General features: G+C 71.9%; 11 protein-coding genes. 2 read left to right on the forward strand and 9 right to left on the reverse strand.

All coding sequences use genetic code 11. The annotated features are described in order from the left end of the window. Window positions 1-29 precede the first annotated feature (29 nt). From ACIREI_RS03980 to ACIREI_RS04005, 6 genes are all read right to left on the reverse strand, one after another. Window positions 30-1,613 (reverse strand): lysine N(6)-hydroxylase/L-ornithine N(5)-oxygenase family protein, encoded by a 1,584-nt coding sequence (locus ACIREI_RS03980; protein ID WP_403327089.1) that lies wholly within the window; start codon window positions 1,611-1,613, stop codon window positions 30-32. Next, window positions 1,610-2,992: a pyridoxal phosphate-dependent decarboxylase family protein gene (locus ACIREI_RS03985; protein WP_403327091.1), complete on the reverse strand. Its 1,383-nt coding sequence runs from the start codon at window positions 2,990-2,992 to the stop codon at window positions 1,610-1,612. The genes ACIREI_RS03980 and ACIREI_RS03985 overlap by 4 nt, the downstream gene beginning before the upstream one ends. A 243-nt stretch (window positions 2,993-3,235) precedes the next feature. Further along, window positions 3,236-5,743: an aminopeptidase N gene (gene pepN / locus ACIREI_RS03990; RefSeq protein WP_403327092.1), complete on the reverse strand. Its 2,508-nt coding sequence runs from the start codon at window positions 5,741-5,743 to the stop codon at window positions 3,236-3,238. Window positions 5,744-5,906: 163 nt separating this feature from the next. Then, entirely contained in the window at window positions 5,907-6,452 is a 546-nt protein-coding gene (locus ACIREI_RS03995) for a two-component system response regulator (protein WP_403327094.1), read from the reverse strand. A gap of 200 nt (window positions 6,453-6,652) precedes the next feature. Continuing rightward, entirely contained in the window at window positions 6,653-7,009 is a 357-nt protein-coding gene (locus ACIREI_RS04000) for a chorismate mutase (RefSeq protein WP_403327096.1), read from the reverse strand. A gap of 23 nt (window positions 7,010-7,032) precedes the next feature. After that, window positions 7,033-7,920 carry a helix-turn-helix domain-containing protein gene (locus tag ACIREI_RS04005; protein ID WP_403327098.1) on the reverse strand — a complete coding sequence of 296 codons (888 nt, stop codon included), beginning with the start codon at window positions 7,918-7,920 and terminating at the stop codon, window positions 7,033-7,035. A 95-nt stretch (window positions 7,921-8,015) separates the two neighbouring features. On the opposite strand from ACIREI_RS04005, the gene ACIREI_RS04010 reads away from it, so the two are divergent. Beyond that, window positions 8,016-9,791, forward strand: coding sequence for a beta-galactosidase family protein (locus ACIREI_RS04010; RefSeq protein WP_403327100.1), 1,776 nt, complete (start codon window positions 8,016-8,018; stop codon window positions 9,789-9,791). Between the two features lie 33 nt (window positions 9,792-9,824). Here the strand turns inward: ACIREI_RS04010 and ACIREI_RS04015 are convergent, their stop codons facing one another. Further along, the gene (locus ACIREI_RS04015) at window positions 9,825-10,634 is read right to left on the reverse strand and encodes a S1 family peptidase (RefSeq protein WP_403327102.1); all 810 of its coding nucleotides are present in this window, start codon (window positions 10,632-10,634) and stop codon (window positions 9,825-9,827) included. Window positions 10,635-10,782: 148 nt separating this feature from the next. Between ACIREI_RS04015 and ACIREI_RS04020 the strand changes: the two genes are divergently transcribed. Further along, entirely contained in the window at window positions 10,783-11,679 is an 897-nt protein-coding gene (locus ACIREI_RS04020) for a hypothetical protein (RefSeq protein WP_403327104.1), read from the forward strand. 538 nt (window positions 11,680-12,217) lie between these two features. On the opposite strand, the gene ACIREI_RS04025 is transcribed toward ACIREI_RS04020, so the two are convergent. Together ACIREI_RS04025 and ACIREI_RS04030 are read right to left on the reverse strand one after the other, a co-directional pair. Next, the gene (locus tag ACIREI_RS04025) at window positions 12,218-13,075 is read right to left on the reverse strand and encodes an SDR family oxidoreductase (protein ID WP_403327106.1); all 858 of its coding nucleotides are present in this window, start codon (window positions 13,073-13,075) and stop codon (window positions 12,218-12,220) included. Window positions 13,076-13,520: 445 nt separating this feature from the next. Continuing rightward, window positions 13,521-14,261, reverse strand: coding sequence for an SDR family oxidoreductase (locus tag ACIREI_RS04030; RefSeq protein ID WP_403327108.1), 741 nt, complete (start codon window positions 14,259-14,261; stop codon window positions 13,521-13,523). Between the last annotated feature and the right edge of the window lie 3 nt (window positions 14,262-14,264).

The raw sequence follows: 14,264 nt of genomic DNA on the forward strand, positions 1-14,264 counted from the left end.
GCGTCTTTCTTGTTTCCTGGCACTCCCTGTCAGCCCTTGAGTGGGACGACCGTCGCGCGCTGGGCGCCGATCTGGCGGGAGCGGACGTGGCGGGGTGGGGCCGGGTCGAGGCCGAAGGTGGTGAAGGCCGTCCGGGTGGGCAGGGGGTAGGCCTCTTTGCCGGTGACGGAGTTGAGGATGGCGGCGCTGCGCCAGGCGGCGAGGCCGAGGTCGGGGGTGCCGATGCCGTGGGTGTGGCGTTCGGCGTTCTGGACGTAGATGTTGCAGCCGGCGCCGGTGACGGAGGGGTCCATGACGAGGCGGTACTGGTCGTCGATGCGGGGGCGTTCTTTGCTGTCGAGGCGCATGTAGGGGTCGAGGCCGGCGAGGAGGCGGCTGAGGGGGCGTTCGCGGTAGCCGGTGGCCAGGACGACTGCGTCGGTGGTGAGGCGTGAGCGGGTGTTCTGGTGGAGGTGTTCGAGGTGGAGTTCCACCTTGGTGGTGGCGATGCGGCCGGCGGTGCGGACGCGGACGCCGGGGGTGAGGACGGTGTCGGGCCAGCCGCCGTGCAGGGAGCGGCGGTAGAGCTCGTCGTGGATGGCGGAGAGGGTGCCGGCGTCGATGCCCTTGTGGAGCTGCCACTGGGAGGTGACGAGTTGGTCGCGGACGGGTTCGGCGAGGGCGTGGAAGTAGCGGGTGTAGTCGGGTGTGAAGTGTTCCAGGCCGAGTTTGGAGTACTCCATGGGGGCGAAGGCGTCGGTGCGGCCGAGCCAGTGCAGTCCCTCGCGTCCGAGGGGGCGGCGGCGGAGCAGGTCGAGGAAGACTTCGGCGCCGGACTGTCCTGACCCGATGACGGTGATGTGGTCGGCGGCGAGGAGCGTTTCGCGGTGGTCGAGGTAGTCGGCGGCGTGGATGACGGGGACGCCGGGTGCTTCGACGAGGGGTTTGAGGGGGTCGGGGACGTCGGGCTCGGTGCCGATGCCGAGGACGATGTTCTTGGCGTGGGTGCGGCCGAGGGCTTCGGCCTCTCCGTCGGGACCGAGCTTGGTGAAGTCGACCTCGAAGACGTCGCGTTCGGGGTTGAAGCGGACGGCGTCGACCTGGTGGCCGAAGTTCAGTGCTGGGAGGTTTTCGCTGACCCAGCGGCAGTAGGCGTCGTATTCGGCGCGTTGGATGTGGAAGCGCTCGGCGAAGTAGAAGGGGAAGAGCCGGTCGCGGGTTTTGAGGTAGTTGAGGAAGGACCAGGGGTTGGCGGGGTCGGCGAGGGTCACCAGGTCGGCGAGGAAGGGGACTTGGATGCGGGCGCCTTCGATGAGGAGGCCGGGGTGCCAGGTGAAGGCGGGGCGTTGTTCGTAGAAGACGGCGTCGAGTGCGGTGAGGGGGTGGGCGAGGGCGGCGAGGGAGAGGTTGAAGGGGCCGATGCCGATGCCGACGAGGTCGCGGGGGGTGTCGGGGTCGTCGGGGGTGTCGGGGTCGCGGCGTGGGGTTGCCCTGAGGGTGGGCTGGGGGCCGGTGTCGGGGACGGCGTGGGGGCCGGTGCCGGGGTTTGTCTGGGGGCGGGTGAAGGCGCTTGTCTGGGGGCGCGTGTGGGGGGTGGGCTGGGGGCCGGTGTGGGGGTTCGGCTGGGGGATCATCCGGGGGTGTTTCCTTCCACCAGTTTCAGGAGAGCGGCCAGGTCGTCCGGGCGTGTGTGGGGGTTGAGGAGTGTGGCTTTGAGCCACAGGCGCCCGTCTATCCGGGCCCGTCCGAGGACGGCGCGGCCGTCGGTGAGGAGCCTTCGGCGTACGGCTGCGACGGCGGCGTCGGTGGTGTGTGCGGGCCGGAACAGGACCGTGCTGATGGTGGGCGGGTCGTAGAGTTCGAAGCCGGGGTGGTCGTGGACGAGGGCGGCGAACTCGCGGGCGTGGTCGCAGACTTGTTCGACGAGTCGGCCGAGGCCGCTGCGGCCGAGGGCCTTGAGGGTGACGGCGATTTTGAGGACGTCGGGTCGGCGGCTGGTGCGCAGGGAGCGCCCGAGCAGATCCGGCAGGCCCGCTTCGGTGTCGTCGTGGGCGTTGAGGTAGTCGGCGTGGTGGTGGAGCGCGGTGAGGTCGTCCGGGTCGCTGACGGCGAGGAGGCCGGCGGCGACGGGCTGCCAGCCGAGCTTGTGCAGGTCGAGGGTGACGGTGTCGGCGGCGTCGAGGCCGGTGAGCCGGTCGCGGTACCGGTCGCTGAAGAGGAGGCCTGCGCCGTAGGCGGCGTCGATGTGGAGTCGGGTGCCGTGGGCGGCGCACAGGGCGGCGATCTCGGGGAGTGGGTCGATGAGTCCGGCGTCGGTGGTGCCTGCGGTGGCGGCGACCAGGTGGGGGCCGGGGAGTTGGGTGAGGGCCTCGTCGAGGGCGGCGGGGTCGAGGGTGCCGGCGGGGGCGGGTACGGCGACGGGTTCGGGTAGGCCGAGCAGCCAGGCGGCGCGGGGCAGGGAGTGGTGGGCGTTGGTTCCGTGGATCAGGCGGATGCCGGGGCCTTGGGCTTCTCGGGCGAGGAGGAGGGCCAGTTGGTTGGATTCGGTGCCGCCGGTGGTGAGGAGGGTGGTGCTGCCCCTGTCCTCTGCGGCGTCGCCGAACACTTCTGTCGCGAGGGCCTCCGTCACCAGTGTCTCCAGCTCCGATGCCCCGGGCGCCTGGTCCCAGGAGTCCAGCGAGGGGTTGAGGGCGGAGGCGGCGAGGTCGGCGGCGGTGGCGAGGGCGAGGGGCGGGCAGTGGAGGTGGGCGGCGCAGAGGGGGTCCGAGGGATCGGTGGCGCCTGCTGCGAGGGCTCGGACGAGGGTGCGGAGGGCGTCCGGGTCGCCCTTGTGCGGGAGTACGTCTCCGACCGCGTCGCGCATGCGCGACGCGACCGCGTCGGGGCCGCCGGCGGGCAGTGGTCCTCCGCGCGTTCGGGCGCCTTCGCTCAGTGCTTCGAGCACGGTGTCGAGCAACGGCCGCAGGGCGTGGGGACCTTCAGGGCCTGAAGCGAGCGACGGTGACGCGCTCATGGTGTCCTCCCGGGCACAGGGCAAGAGGGACTTCCAGCTTGTACCCGGATGCGTGATCGCGCCCGAAAAGCCCAACGACAGGAACCCGAAAGGGGTAGTTACGCGCGCGGAATGCGTGTCGGGGGTGGTTTGCGGAGGGTGGCGGAGTAAGGGGCGGCGGCACCCAGGAGTGAGGGCAGGAGGATCAGCCCACCGCATCGCTTCTGGGTGCCGTGGGCGGCGCCTACGTCACCGGCACCGGTCTCACTCCCCCTCGCGCACGCGCAGCGCCCGTGCCAGGTCGTCGAGTTGGTCGGCGAGCCTGCGTCGCAGCGCCGGGATCGGCTCGCCGTCGCGCAGGCATTGCTCGCCCAGTCGCAGGCTGTCGGCGTCGACGGCGTAGACGGGGAAGGCGTAGCGGCCGGCGGCGTCGGCGATGGCGGGGCCGCGGCGGGCGGCGACGGCGACCGCGTCGTCGTAGTAGCGGGGCACGTACTGCCGTACGAGGTCGGCCTGTTCGGGCTGCCAGAAGCCCTGGGCGGTGGCGATGAAGAGGTAGTTGGAGAGGTCGGTTCCGTCGTCGGTGGGGAACATGGCGTCCCAGGCCGTTGCCTTGGCCTCGGCGTCGGGCAGGGCGGCCCGGCAGCGGGCGGCGCCCTCCTGGCCGGTGGCGCTGGGGTCGCGTGAGAGTTCGTCGGCGATGGCGGTCTCGTCGACGGCGCCGAGGACGGCGAGGCGGGCGAGGACGCGCCAGCGCAGCTCGGGGTCGAGTTCGGGGCCGCCGGGCACGGTGCCGTCGGCGAGCCAGGCGGCGATGGTGTCGGGGTGGGCGGCGACGTCGATGAAGTGGCGTACGGCGATCAGGCGCAGGCCGGGGTTGTCGCCGTCCTCGGTGCGGCGGATGAGGTCGCGGCAGAGGGAGGAGAGGGTGGTCAGGGCTGCCGGTCGTTCCTCGGGGGTGAGGTAGCGGTCGGCGACCTGGGCGGTGGCGAAGGCGAGGACGCCCTGGACGATGGCGAGGTCGGTCTCGTGCGGGAGGTGGGTGCGGGCGGCCTCCAGGTAGGCGCCGGCGGCCAGTTCGCCGTCGCGGACGGCGTCGCGCAGGGCGTTCCAGACGAGGGCGCGGGTGAGCGGGTCGGGCAGCCCGGCGAGGCTCGTGCGGATGGTCTCGAAGGATTCGGGTTCGAAGCGGATCTTGGCGTAGGTGAGGTCGCCGTCGTTGAGGAGGAGCAGTGCGGGCCGCTTGCCGATGGGCTGCGGGGCGGTGTGCGGGATGTCGATGTCGAGGCGTTCGCGCAGGACGAGGTGGCCGTCGTTGTCGCCGAGGTCCAGGTCGTACAGGCCGACGGCGATGCGGTGGGGGCGGCTGCCGGCGTGGTCGACGGTGAGGCTGTAGGTGCCGTTCTCGCCGGGGGTGACGGCCGGGGTGAGGGTGTCGACGCCGGTGGTGCGCAGCCAGCTGTCGGCCCAGGCGTGGACGTCGCGTTCGGTGGCGGCGGCGAGGGAGTCGACGAAGTCGGCGAGGGTGGCGTTGGCGAACTTGTGGCGGGCGAAGTGGGTGTTGATGCCGGTGAGGAAGTCCTTCTCGCCGAGCCAGGCCACGAGTTGGCGCAGTGCGGAGGCGCCCTTGGCGTAGGAGATGCCGTCGAAGTTGAGCTGGGCGGTGGCGGTGTCGTTGACGCCTTCGGGGGCGACGGGGTGGGTGGAGGGGCGCTGGTCGGCGTCGTAGCCCCAGGGCTTGCGGGCGACGCCGAAGTCGGTCCAGGTGTCGGTGAAGCGGGTGGCCTCGGCGCAGGTCTGGTAGCCCATGTACTCGGCGAAGGACTCGTTCAGCCAGATGTCGTCCCACCAGCGCAGGGTGACGAGGTCGCCGAACCACATGTGGGCCATTTCGTGGGCGATGACCATGGCGCGAGTCTGGCGCTCGGTGTCGGTGACGGCGGAGCGGTAGACGAACTCGTCGCGGAAGGTGACCAGTCCGGGGTTCTCCATGGCGCCTGCGTTGAACTCGGGGACGAACGCCTGGTCGTAGGAGTCGAAGGGGTAGGGCTCGTCGAACTTCTCGTGGTAGCGGTCGAAGCACGCGCGCGTGACCTCGAAGAGTTCGTCGGTGTCGGTGTCGAGGTGGGGGGCGAGTGAGCGGCGGCAGTGCAGGCCGAAGGGCAGGCCGCGGTGTTCGGTGCGTACGGAGTGCCAGGGGCCGGCGGCGACGGCGACGAGGTAGGTGGAGATCAGCGGGGTGGGGGCGGCCTGCCAGCGGCCGTCGCCGAGGTGTTCGGTGATGCCGTTGGCGAGGACGGTCCAGCCCTCGGGAGCCTTGACGGACAGCTCGAAGACGGCCTTGAGGTCCGGCTGGTCGAAGGCGGCGAACATGCGCTGGGCGTCGTCCATGCACGCCTGGGTGTACAGGTACGTCTCGCCGTCGACGGGGTCGGTGAAGCGGTGCATGCCCTCGCCGGTGCGGGAGTAGCGCATGGCGGCGTCGACGCGCAGTTCGTGCTCGCCGGCGGTGAGGTTCTTCAGGGGCAGCCGGTTTCCGTCCAGGGTCTGCGGGTCGAGGGGTTGTCCGTCCAGGGTGACGGAGCGCAGTTCGGCCGGCTTGATCTCGACGAAGGTGTCCGTGTCCGTCTGGTCCGCGCGCGTGGTGAACCGGATGACGGTGCGGGAGTCGAAGGTCTCGTCCCCGGTGGTCAGATCGAGTTCGATGGTGTAGCGGTGGACGTCGAGGAGCTGGGCACGGGTCTGCGCTTCGTCGCGCGTCAGTACGGACATGCAGGACATGCTGCCTGATGGCGCTGACAAGGCACAGGGGCTGATCAATAAGTGCGTTATGTCCGGCCTTTGGTCCGGGGCCGTGCAGCGGCCGGGCTTCGGTCGGCTGCCCCGGGACTGGGCTTCGGCCGGCTGTCCCAGGACCGGGCTTCGGCCGGCTGCCTCAGGGCCGGTCCTTGGCCGATGTCGCCGCCGGGCTGTCCCGCTGGAGCGGGACGCGGGCGTCGGGGTGGGGCAGGGCGGGGCGTGGGCCGGGTGCCCGGCCGCCGGGGTCGTCCTTGATGAGGGCGCGTAACTCGTGGATCTCCCGCTCCAGGGTGCGCTGGCGCTGGTAGGAGTCGTACAGGTAGCGGACCTTGGTGCGCAGCGCCCAGGGTTCGATGGGCTTCATGACCAGGTCGGCGACGCCGAGTCCGAAGGCGGTCGCGGTCAGTTCGTGGTCCGCGCCGAAACCGGTGAGCAGGATGACCGGTATGTGCTGGGTCTGCTCCAGGCGCCGCAGGTAGCGCACCACCTCCAGGCCGCTGACGCCGGGCATGCGGACGTCCAGGAGCAGCAGGCCGACCTGCCCGCGGAGCACCTGCTTGAGCGCCTCGTCGCCGCTGGTGGCACGGGCGAGGCGGTATCCCAGCGGCGCCAGGGCGCTCTCCAGCGCGTACAGCGTGTCCTCGTGGTCGTCGACGATGAGGATCTTGGCATCCGACGGCATGGCCCGACGTCCCTCCCGCGTGGACATCCAGGGTATGTCCGGGGGCGCTGACGGGGAGTACGTGTCAGCTGGCATGGAGTGCACAGCGCAGCATGCCCCGCACGGGCCGCCGTGTCACTCCCTCGGGAGGGTCCGTCCAGGTCCTGTCGGCATATTCGCGTCGTCCGCCGGCAGGGCGGGCGGGAATGCGGCGAGCGAGGCTACGGCCGGTTCGCCGTGGGTGCGGTGCCGTTGATCGTGTCCTCGGCGATGCTCTCGTGGTGCCTGATCACTTCGGCGATGATGAAGTTGAGGAACTTTTCGGCGAAAGCCGGGTCGAGCTTGGCGTTTTCGGCGAGGGTGCGCAGGCGGGCGATCTGGCTGGCCTCCCGTGCGGGGTCGGCGGGCGGGAGCTGGTGCTGGGCTTTGAGGTGGCCGACCTGCTGGGTGCACTTGAAGCGTTCGGCGAGCATGTGGACGACGGCCGCGTCGATGTTGTCGATGCTGTCGCGCAGCCGGGCGAGCTCCTCGCGCACCGCGGGGTCGACTTCGCCGGGGGACGTGTTGCTGGTGGTCATGAGGGCCCAGCCTACGGGGCCGCTCACAGGGGCGTTCGTTCGATCACGGGTGGATCGTCGGGGTCGGGGACCTGGTTGCTCCAGCCGCCGGGGACGGTGCGGCCCTGCTGGGCGCGGAAGCGGACGGGGGCCATGCCGACGCGGCGGGTGAACAGGCGGGAGAAGTAGGCGGGGTCGTCGTAGCCGACGCGGCGGGCGACGGCGGCGACGGGCAGCTCGGTGGCGGCGAGGAGTTCCTTGGCGCGGCCCAGGCGGATGCCGAGCAGATAGTCCTTGGGGCTGCAGCCGGCGCCGCGTCGCACGGCGGTGCGCAGTTCGGCGAGGGTCATGCCGTGCCGGGCGGCGTGTTCGGCGACCGTGAGCGGCAGGCACGCGTCGCGTGCCAGTGCCTTGAGGACCGCCTCCCCGTCGGGGGCGAGGTCGGCGCGGGCGCGGCGCAGGGCGACGAGGAGCTCGTGGACGGCGGCGCCGGTCTCGACCTCCAGAAGGGGGTTGTCGCGGCGGGCGGCGCGCGCCATGCGTCCGATGACGGCACGTGGGCCCGAGGCGTCCGACAAGGGCACCACGGGGCGGTCCGGTTCGATGTAGCCGAGTTCGGTGTACGTCGCGGTGGCGGGCCCGGCGAAGTCGACGAAGCCCTCGTCCCAGCCGGTGCCGGAGTCGGGGGCGTAGTGGTGCGGCACGCCGGGGGTCAGCCACAGCAGCGCGGGCGCGGTGACGGTCGTACGGCGGCCGTGGGGGTCGGCGTACCAGCCGCCGCCGGTACTGATCACGACGGCGACATGGTGGTCCAGGACCCTGGGTCCGACGGTGGGCAGGGCGCCGTACTGCAGGCCGACGCCGAGGCAGACGAGGCCGAGGCGGTGGTGGGCGGGGCCGGGCGTGAAGAACCGCATCCAGGTGTGATACATCCGCGGTCCTCTCTGTGCGGCTGCGTCGTTTCGGTCCAAGCAGCGCCGATCTTTGTCCATGGACCTGATCACCGCCAGAGGTGAGGGTGGGGCGCATGAGCGAGTTCACGGTGGGGGAAACGGATTTCCTGCTGGACGGGCGGCCGGTGCGGCTGCTGTCGGGCGCGTTGCACTACTTCCGGGTGCACGAGGCGCAGTGGGGGCACCGGCTGGCGATGCTGCGGGCGATGGGCCTCAACTGCGTGGAGACGTATGTGCCGTGGAACCTGCACGAGCCGAGGCCGGGGCACAGCCGGGACGTGCGGGCGCTGGGCCGTTTCCTGGACGCGGCGCGGGAGGCGGGGCTGTGGGCGATCGTGCGGCCGGGGCCGTACATCTGCGCCGAGTGGGAGAACGGCGGGCTGCCCTCCTGGCTGACGGCCGAGGTGGGGGCACGCGCGCGTACGCGTGACGAGCGCTACCTGGGATACGTGGCGAGCTGGCTGCGACGGCTGCGGCACGAGATCGTGCCCCGGCAGATCGACCGCGGCGGGCCGGTGATCATGGTGCAGGTCGAGAACGAGTACGGCAGCTACGGCTCGGACGCGGAGTATCTGCGCCGCCTGGCCGGCCTGCTGCGGGAGTACGGCGTCACGGTCCCGCTGTTCACCTCGGACGGCCCCGAGGACCACATGCTCTCCGGCGGCTCGGTCCCCGGGGTCCTGGCGACGGTGAACTTCGGCTCCCACGCGCGCGTGGCCTTCGAGACGCTGCGCCGGCACCGCCCCGAGGGGCCGCTGATGTGCATGGAGTTCTGGTGCGGCTGGTTCGACCACTGGGGCGGCGAGCACGTCGTACGGGATCCCGGGGACGCGGCGGCGGTCCTGCGGGAGATCCTGGAGTGCGGGGCGTCGGTCAACCTGTACATGGCGCACGGCGGCACGAACTTCGCGGGCTGGGCGGGCGCCAACCGCGGCGGCGGCGCGCTGCACGACGGCCCCCTGGAGCCCGACGTCACGTCGTACGACTACGACGCCCCGATCGACGAGTACGGCCGCCCCACAGCGAAGTTCTGGGCCTTCCGCGAGGTCCTCGCCGAGTACGCGGCCGGCCCCCTGCCCGAAGTCCCGCCCGCGCCCGCCCCGTTGGGGGCGACGGCCGAGGCGGTCCTGACCGGGTGGACGCCCCTGGGCGACGTGCTTCGGACGCTGGGCGGCCCGGAGGTGTCCGGTCCCGTCCCGCCCACCTTCGAGGAACTGGGCGTCGAGCGGGGCCTGGTGCGGTACGAGGTGAGCGTGCCGGGGCCGCGGCAGCCGTATCCGCTGACGGTGCGCGGGCTGCGGGACCTGGCCGTGGTGTACGTCGACGGGAAGCGGGCCGGGGTGCTCACCGAGGACGACGCCTGCCTGAAGGAGCCCGTCGCCGGTTACGCGCGCGTGGAGCTGTGGGTGGAGTCACTGGGGAGGGTCAACTACGGGCCGCGGCTGGGCGAGCCCAAGGGGATCACCCAGGGCGTGCTGCACGAGCGGCAGTATCTGCACGACGTACGCGCGCGTGGGCTGCGGCTGGAGGCGCTGGACGATGTCGAGCGGGTCCGGGCGGTGCCGTCGCGGGAGCTGCCCGAGGACGGTGCCCCCGGGCTGTACCGGGGCACCGTCACGGTGCGGGGCGCCGGTGACGCCCGCCTGGAGCTGCCGGGCTTCACCCGCGGGTTCGTGTGGATCAACGGCTTCGGTCTCGGCCGTTACTGGTCCACGGGTCCGCAGCACTCGCTGTACGTCCCGGGGCCCGTGCTGCGGGAGGGAGCCAACGAGGTGTGGGTGCTGGAGCTGGCGGAGACGGCCCGGCCGGGGTCCGGCGAGGCGGGTGCCCCGGTCCTCCGGGCCGTCTGAGGCGCTCGTGAAGGTCCCTGGTACGGCGGCTGCCTACAGGGCGTCCGCCGCGCGGGCGATGTCCTTCGCGAAGGTGCTGACCTCGGTGTAGACGCCGGGCACGCCCGTGCGGGCGCAGCCGTCGCCCCAGCTGACGATGCCGACCTGGATCCACTTGCCCGCGTCGTCCTTACGGAACATGGGGCCGCCGGAGTCGCCCTGGCAGGTGTCGATGCCGCCGCTCTGCCAGCCGGCGCACAGTTCCTCCTTCGACACCAGCCGGTTTCCGTAGTGGCGCTTGCACACGCGGTCGGCGACGAAGGGAACGGTGGCCTTCTGGAGCTTGGTCGTGCCCGTGCCACCGCCCTCCCGGGTGTCGCCCCATCCGGCGATCGTGAACATGCCGCGGTTGTAGCGGTCCGTGGTGGCGATCTTCAGCGTCGGCTTGTCGATGGGCCGGGCGAGCTTGATCAGCGCCCAGTCCTTGCCGCTGCCGTCGTAGCCCGGGGCCACCTTGACCTTCTTCGACTTGACCTTGATCGCGGCGGAGGAGTCGAGGTCGTTGACACCAGCGGTGACGGTGATGCTGGTGTTGTTGCCGGAGCCGTCCATGCAGTGGGCGGCGGTCAGCACGACGTCCTTCTTGTAGAGCGCCCCGCCGCAGCCCATCGAGAGATGGACCATGAACGGGAACTCGTTCTGCGCGGCGGGCGTTCCACCGACGACGCGGGTGGACGCGGCGTTCGCGCTGAGGGGCTGAAGGGAGGCGACCGCGAGGGCCACGGCACCGACCGCCGCGGCTCTTTTGGCCAGGGTTATGCCGCTTCTCTTCGGCGAGCTGAGGGTCAACGTACGTCCTTTCATGGCGTGTTGAGCGGCCCGCAGTATGAAGATCAGGTGGCATGCTTGACAAGGACGGATCTCACGCCCCGGGCATGGAACCTCGCCGGGGAAAAACCCCTCACATCCCCGTAGAGTGGAATCGGGTTCAAGGCGTCTTGGGGGTACGGCCGTGGCGAACGGCGGACCGGTCCAGCACGGCTTCCCACACCTTCGGACGGTGCGGGCCTCGATCACCGCGCTCTACAAGCGGCTGTCGTACGACACCGTCCAGACGTTCGCGACGAGTGTGCTGCCGGCCGATGTGGCGTTCTGCGACACGGACGATCTGTATCTGGGGGCCCAGCGGGTGGCCCGCGAACTGGTGCGGCACTACCGCCTGCCGGACGCCCGGCTGGTCGTCGGCTTCCGGGAGATGACCCACGCGGCGAACGTCGAACTCGCCGCCGGGCCGGAGTACTTCGTCGAGCTGAACGACCGCTTCCGCACGCACCGGCGGGACATCGGGGCGGCGCTCGCCCACGAGGTGATGCATGTGTACCTGCACCGCCTCGGCCTGTCCTTCCCCGGCACCCGGGACAACGAGATCCTCACCGACACGGCGACGACGTATCTCGGCGCGGGCTGGCTGCTCCTCGACGCGTACCGGGAGGACGCGGCGTCCTCGCAGAAGCTGGGGTATCTGACGCCGGAGGAGTTCGGGTACGTCCTCGCCAAGCGGGCGCTGGTCTTCGCCGAGGATCCGTCGGTGTGGTTCACCAGTCCGCAGGCGTACACGGCGTATGTGAAGGGCCTCGCCGAGGCGCGGCGGGACGAGCAGCAGCCGCCGCTGACGGCGGCGGGGTGGGCGGGGCGGCGGCGGTACGCGCGTGATCGGCGGCATGCCCAGGAGCGGGACGGGGTGGGGGTGCAGCCGGGGGTGCCGTATGCGTTCACGCCGGATGGCCGGGGGCCGTTGCGGGTGTCGTTTCCGTGTCCGACGTGTCAGCAGCGGATTCGGGTGCCGGTGCAGGGGCGGGTTCGGGCGCGGTGTGGGTTGTGCCGGACGGTGTTGGAGTGCGACACGTAGGGTTTTCGCCCCCGCCGCCCCTACCCGTCCCATCCTCAAGGGGCCCCGCCCCTACGACCCCGCTCCCAGGGGGCTCCGCCCCCTGGACCCCCGCTCCTCAAACGCCGGAGGGGCTGGATTTGACGCATCCGCCGTTCGAGAAGCGGGGCCACGCCATCCCTAGCCCCCACCACCCACAGGGGGCTACACCCCTCAACACCGGCCCAGACACCCCAGCCCGTCCGGCGTTTGAGGACAAGACCACACCATCCCGAACCCCCACCCACCCACAGGGGGCTACACCCCTCAACACCGGCCCAGGCATCTCAGCCCGTCCGGCGTTTGAGGACAAGACCACGCCATCCCGAACCCCCACCCACCCGCCGGGGGCTTCACCTCGCAACGCCGGACCAGGTATTTCAGCCCGTCCGGCGTTTGAGGACGACGCCCGTTCAGGGCCGAAGCGGGGGTCTGGGGGCCGCAGGCCCCCAGGGTGACGGGGTCGAAGGGGCAGCGCCCCTGGGGATGGGACGGGTAGGGGCGGCGGGGGCGAAAACCCTCACGCGCCGTACACCGGCCCCGGCACCCCCGCCTCCCCCAACAGCTTCAGCGCCGCCTCCCCCGCCTCCTCCGGCGTCCACCGCGCCCCCTTGTCCGCGCTCGGCCCCGCCCGCCACCCCTCCATGACCGTGATCCGGCCACCCTCCGCCTCAAACACCCGCCCCGTCACACCCTCGCTCGCCGCCGAGCCCAGCCACACGGCCAACGGGGAGACGTTCGCCGGGGCCATGGCGTCGAAGCCGGCCTCAGGAGCCGCCATCGACTCCGCGAAGGTGCGTTCCGTCATCCGGGTACGCGCCGCCGGGGCGATCGCGTTGACCTGGACGCCGTACCGGCCCAGTTCGGCCGCCGCGACCAGGGTCAGGGCGACGATCCCGGCCTTCGCCGCGCTGTAGTTGGCCTGGCCCAGCGAGCCCAGCAACCCCGCCCCACTGCTCGTGTTGACGACCCGGGCGACCGGCGTGCGGCCCGCCTTCGCCTCCGCCCGCCAGTACGCGGCCGCGTGCTTCAGGGGGAGGAAGTGGCCCTTGAGGTGGACCCGTACGACGGCGTCCCAGTCGTCCTCGTCGAGGTTGACCAGCATCCGGTCGCGCAGGAAGCCCGCGTTGTTGACGAGGGTGTCGAGACGGCCGTACGTCTCCAGGGCGGCCGCCACCAGGGACGCCGCCCCGGCGCTCGTCGCGATGTCGCCGCCGTGCGCGATCGCCTCACCGCCCGCCGCGCGGATCTCGTCGGCCACCTGCCGGGCCGGGTTGTCCACGGCCACCTGTAGGGCGGGGCCCTCGACCGTCACCTGCCGCGCAGGACCGTCGGTGGCCACCCACGGCGCAGAACCGTCGACAGTCCCCTGCCGCACAGAGCTTTCGACCGCCCCCTGCCGCGCAGGGCCGGCGACCACCGCCGGTGCAGGACCGCCGACAGCCCCCTGCCGCGCGGAGCCCTCGCCAGCCCCGCGGCGCGCAGTGCTCTCGTCGGCCCCCCGCGCCCCGGGCTTGTCGACGGCCGCCTCCCGCACAGAGCCCTTGACCGCCCCCTCGCGCGCAGAGCCCCCGGCGACCCCTCGCGCCCCGGGCCTGCCGACTCCCGCCTCCCGCACAGAGCCCTCAACCGCCCCCTCCCGCACAGGACCGCCGACAACCCCCGCAGGACCCCCGGCAGCCGGCATCCCGTCAAGCCCCACTCCAAGGTCATTGACGACAACCTTCGCCCCCGCCGCCGCGAACGCAAGCGCATGCGCGCGCCCGAGCCCCCGCCCCCCGCCGGTGACGACCACGACCCGCCCCTCACACATCCGGCTCATGTCATGCCTCCTTGTTGACCGTTGCGGCGTCCAGGAACGCGGGTCGTTCGCCCCCGCCGTGCACGAGAAGGCTCGCCCCACTGATGTAGGCGGCGGCGTCGGAGGCGAGGAAGACGGCGGCCGCGCCCACGTCGGACGGTTCGGCGAGGCGGCCGAGCGGGACGGTGCGGGAGACGCCCGCGATGCCGTCCTCGCCTCCGTAGTGGAGATACGACTGCTCCGTGCGGACCATGCCGACGACCAGCGTGTTGACCCGGACCTCCGGCGCCCACTCCACCGCCATCGAGCGGGCCAGGCTCTCCAGCCCGGCCTTGGCCGCCCCGTACGCCGCCGACCCGGGCGACGGACGGCCACCGCTGACGCTGCCGATCATCACCACCGAGCCCCGCACCCGTTTCAGGTGCTCATAGGCGGCCAGGGATGCCGTCAGCGGGGCGAGAAGGTTCAGCTCGACCACGCGCGCGTGCCGCTCGGCGTCCGCGTCCGTCAACCGTCGGTACGGTGTGCCACCCGCGTTGTTGACGAGGACGTCGAGGCGGGGCAGGGCCGCGAAGAAGGCCCGTACGGCTGCCGGGTCGCGGAGGTCCAGCGACCTGAACTCGGCCCCGGGCAAAGGGACTTCGGGCGGTCTGCGCGCGCAGACGACGACGTCCGCTCCAGCCTCCGCGAAGGCCTTCGCCATGCCGGCACCGACGCCCCGGGTACCGCCCGTGACGACCACGACCTTCCCGTCCAGCCCCATTCC

Origin of the sequence: Streptomyces sp. NPDC093591, assembly GCF_044764885.1 — a bacterium.
Lineage (GTDB): Bacteria > Actinomycetota > Actinomycetes > Streptomycetales > Streptomycetaceae > Streptomyces.

Excerpts from the sequence above, each read along its gene's own strand:
- ACIREI_RS03980 (WP_403327089.1), bottom strand. The coding sequence starts at position 1,613 with ATGATCCCCCAGCCGAACCCCCACACCGGCCCCCAGCCCACCCCCCAC.
- ACIREI_RS03985 (WP_403327091.1), bottom strand. The coding sequence starts at position 2,992 with ATGAGCGCGTCACCGTCGCTCGCTTCAGGCCCTGAAGGTCCCCACGCC.
- pepN (WP_403327092.1), bottom strand. The coding sequence starts at position 5,743 with ATGTCCGTACTGACGCGCGACGAAGCGCAGACCCGTGCCCAGCTCCTC.
- ACIREI_RS03995 (WP_403327094.1), bottom strand. The coding sequence starts at position 6,452 with ATGCCGTCGGATGCCAAGATCCTCATCGTCGACGACCACGAGGACACG.
- ACIREI_RS04000 (WP_403327096.1), bottom strand. The coding sequence starts at position 7,009 with ATGACCACCAGCAACACGTCCCCCGGCGAAGTCGACCCCGCGGTGCGC.
- ACIREI_RS04005 (WP_403327098.1), bottom strand. The coding sequence starts at position 7,920 with ATGTATCACACCTGGATGCGGTTCTTCACGCCCGGCCCCGCCCACCAC.
- ACIREI_RS04010 (WP_403327100.1), top strand. The coding sequence starts at position 8,016 with ATGAGCGAGTTCACGGTGGGGGAAACGGATTTCCTGCTGGACGGGCGG.
- ACIREI_RS04015 (WP_403327102.1), bottom strand. The coding sequence starts at position 10,634 with ATGAAAGGACGTACGTTGACCCTCAGCTCGCCGAAGAGAAGCGGCATA.
- ACIREI_RS04030 (WP_403327108.1), bottom strand. The coding sequence starts at position 14,261 with ATGGGGCTGGACGGGAAGGTCGTGGTCGTCACGGGCGGTACCCGGGGC.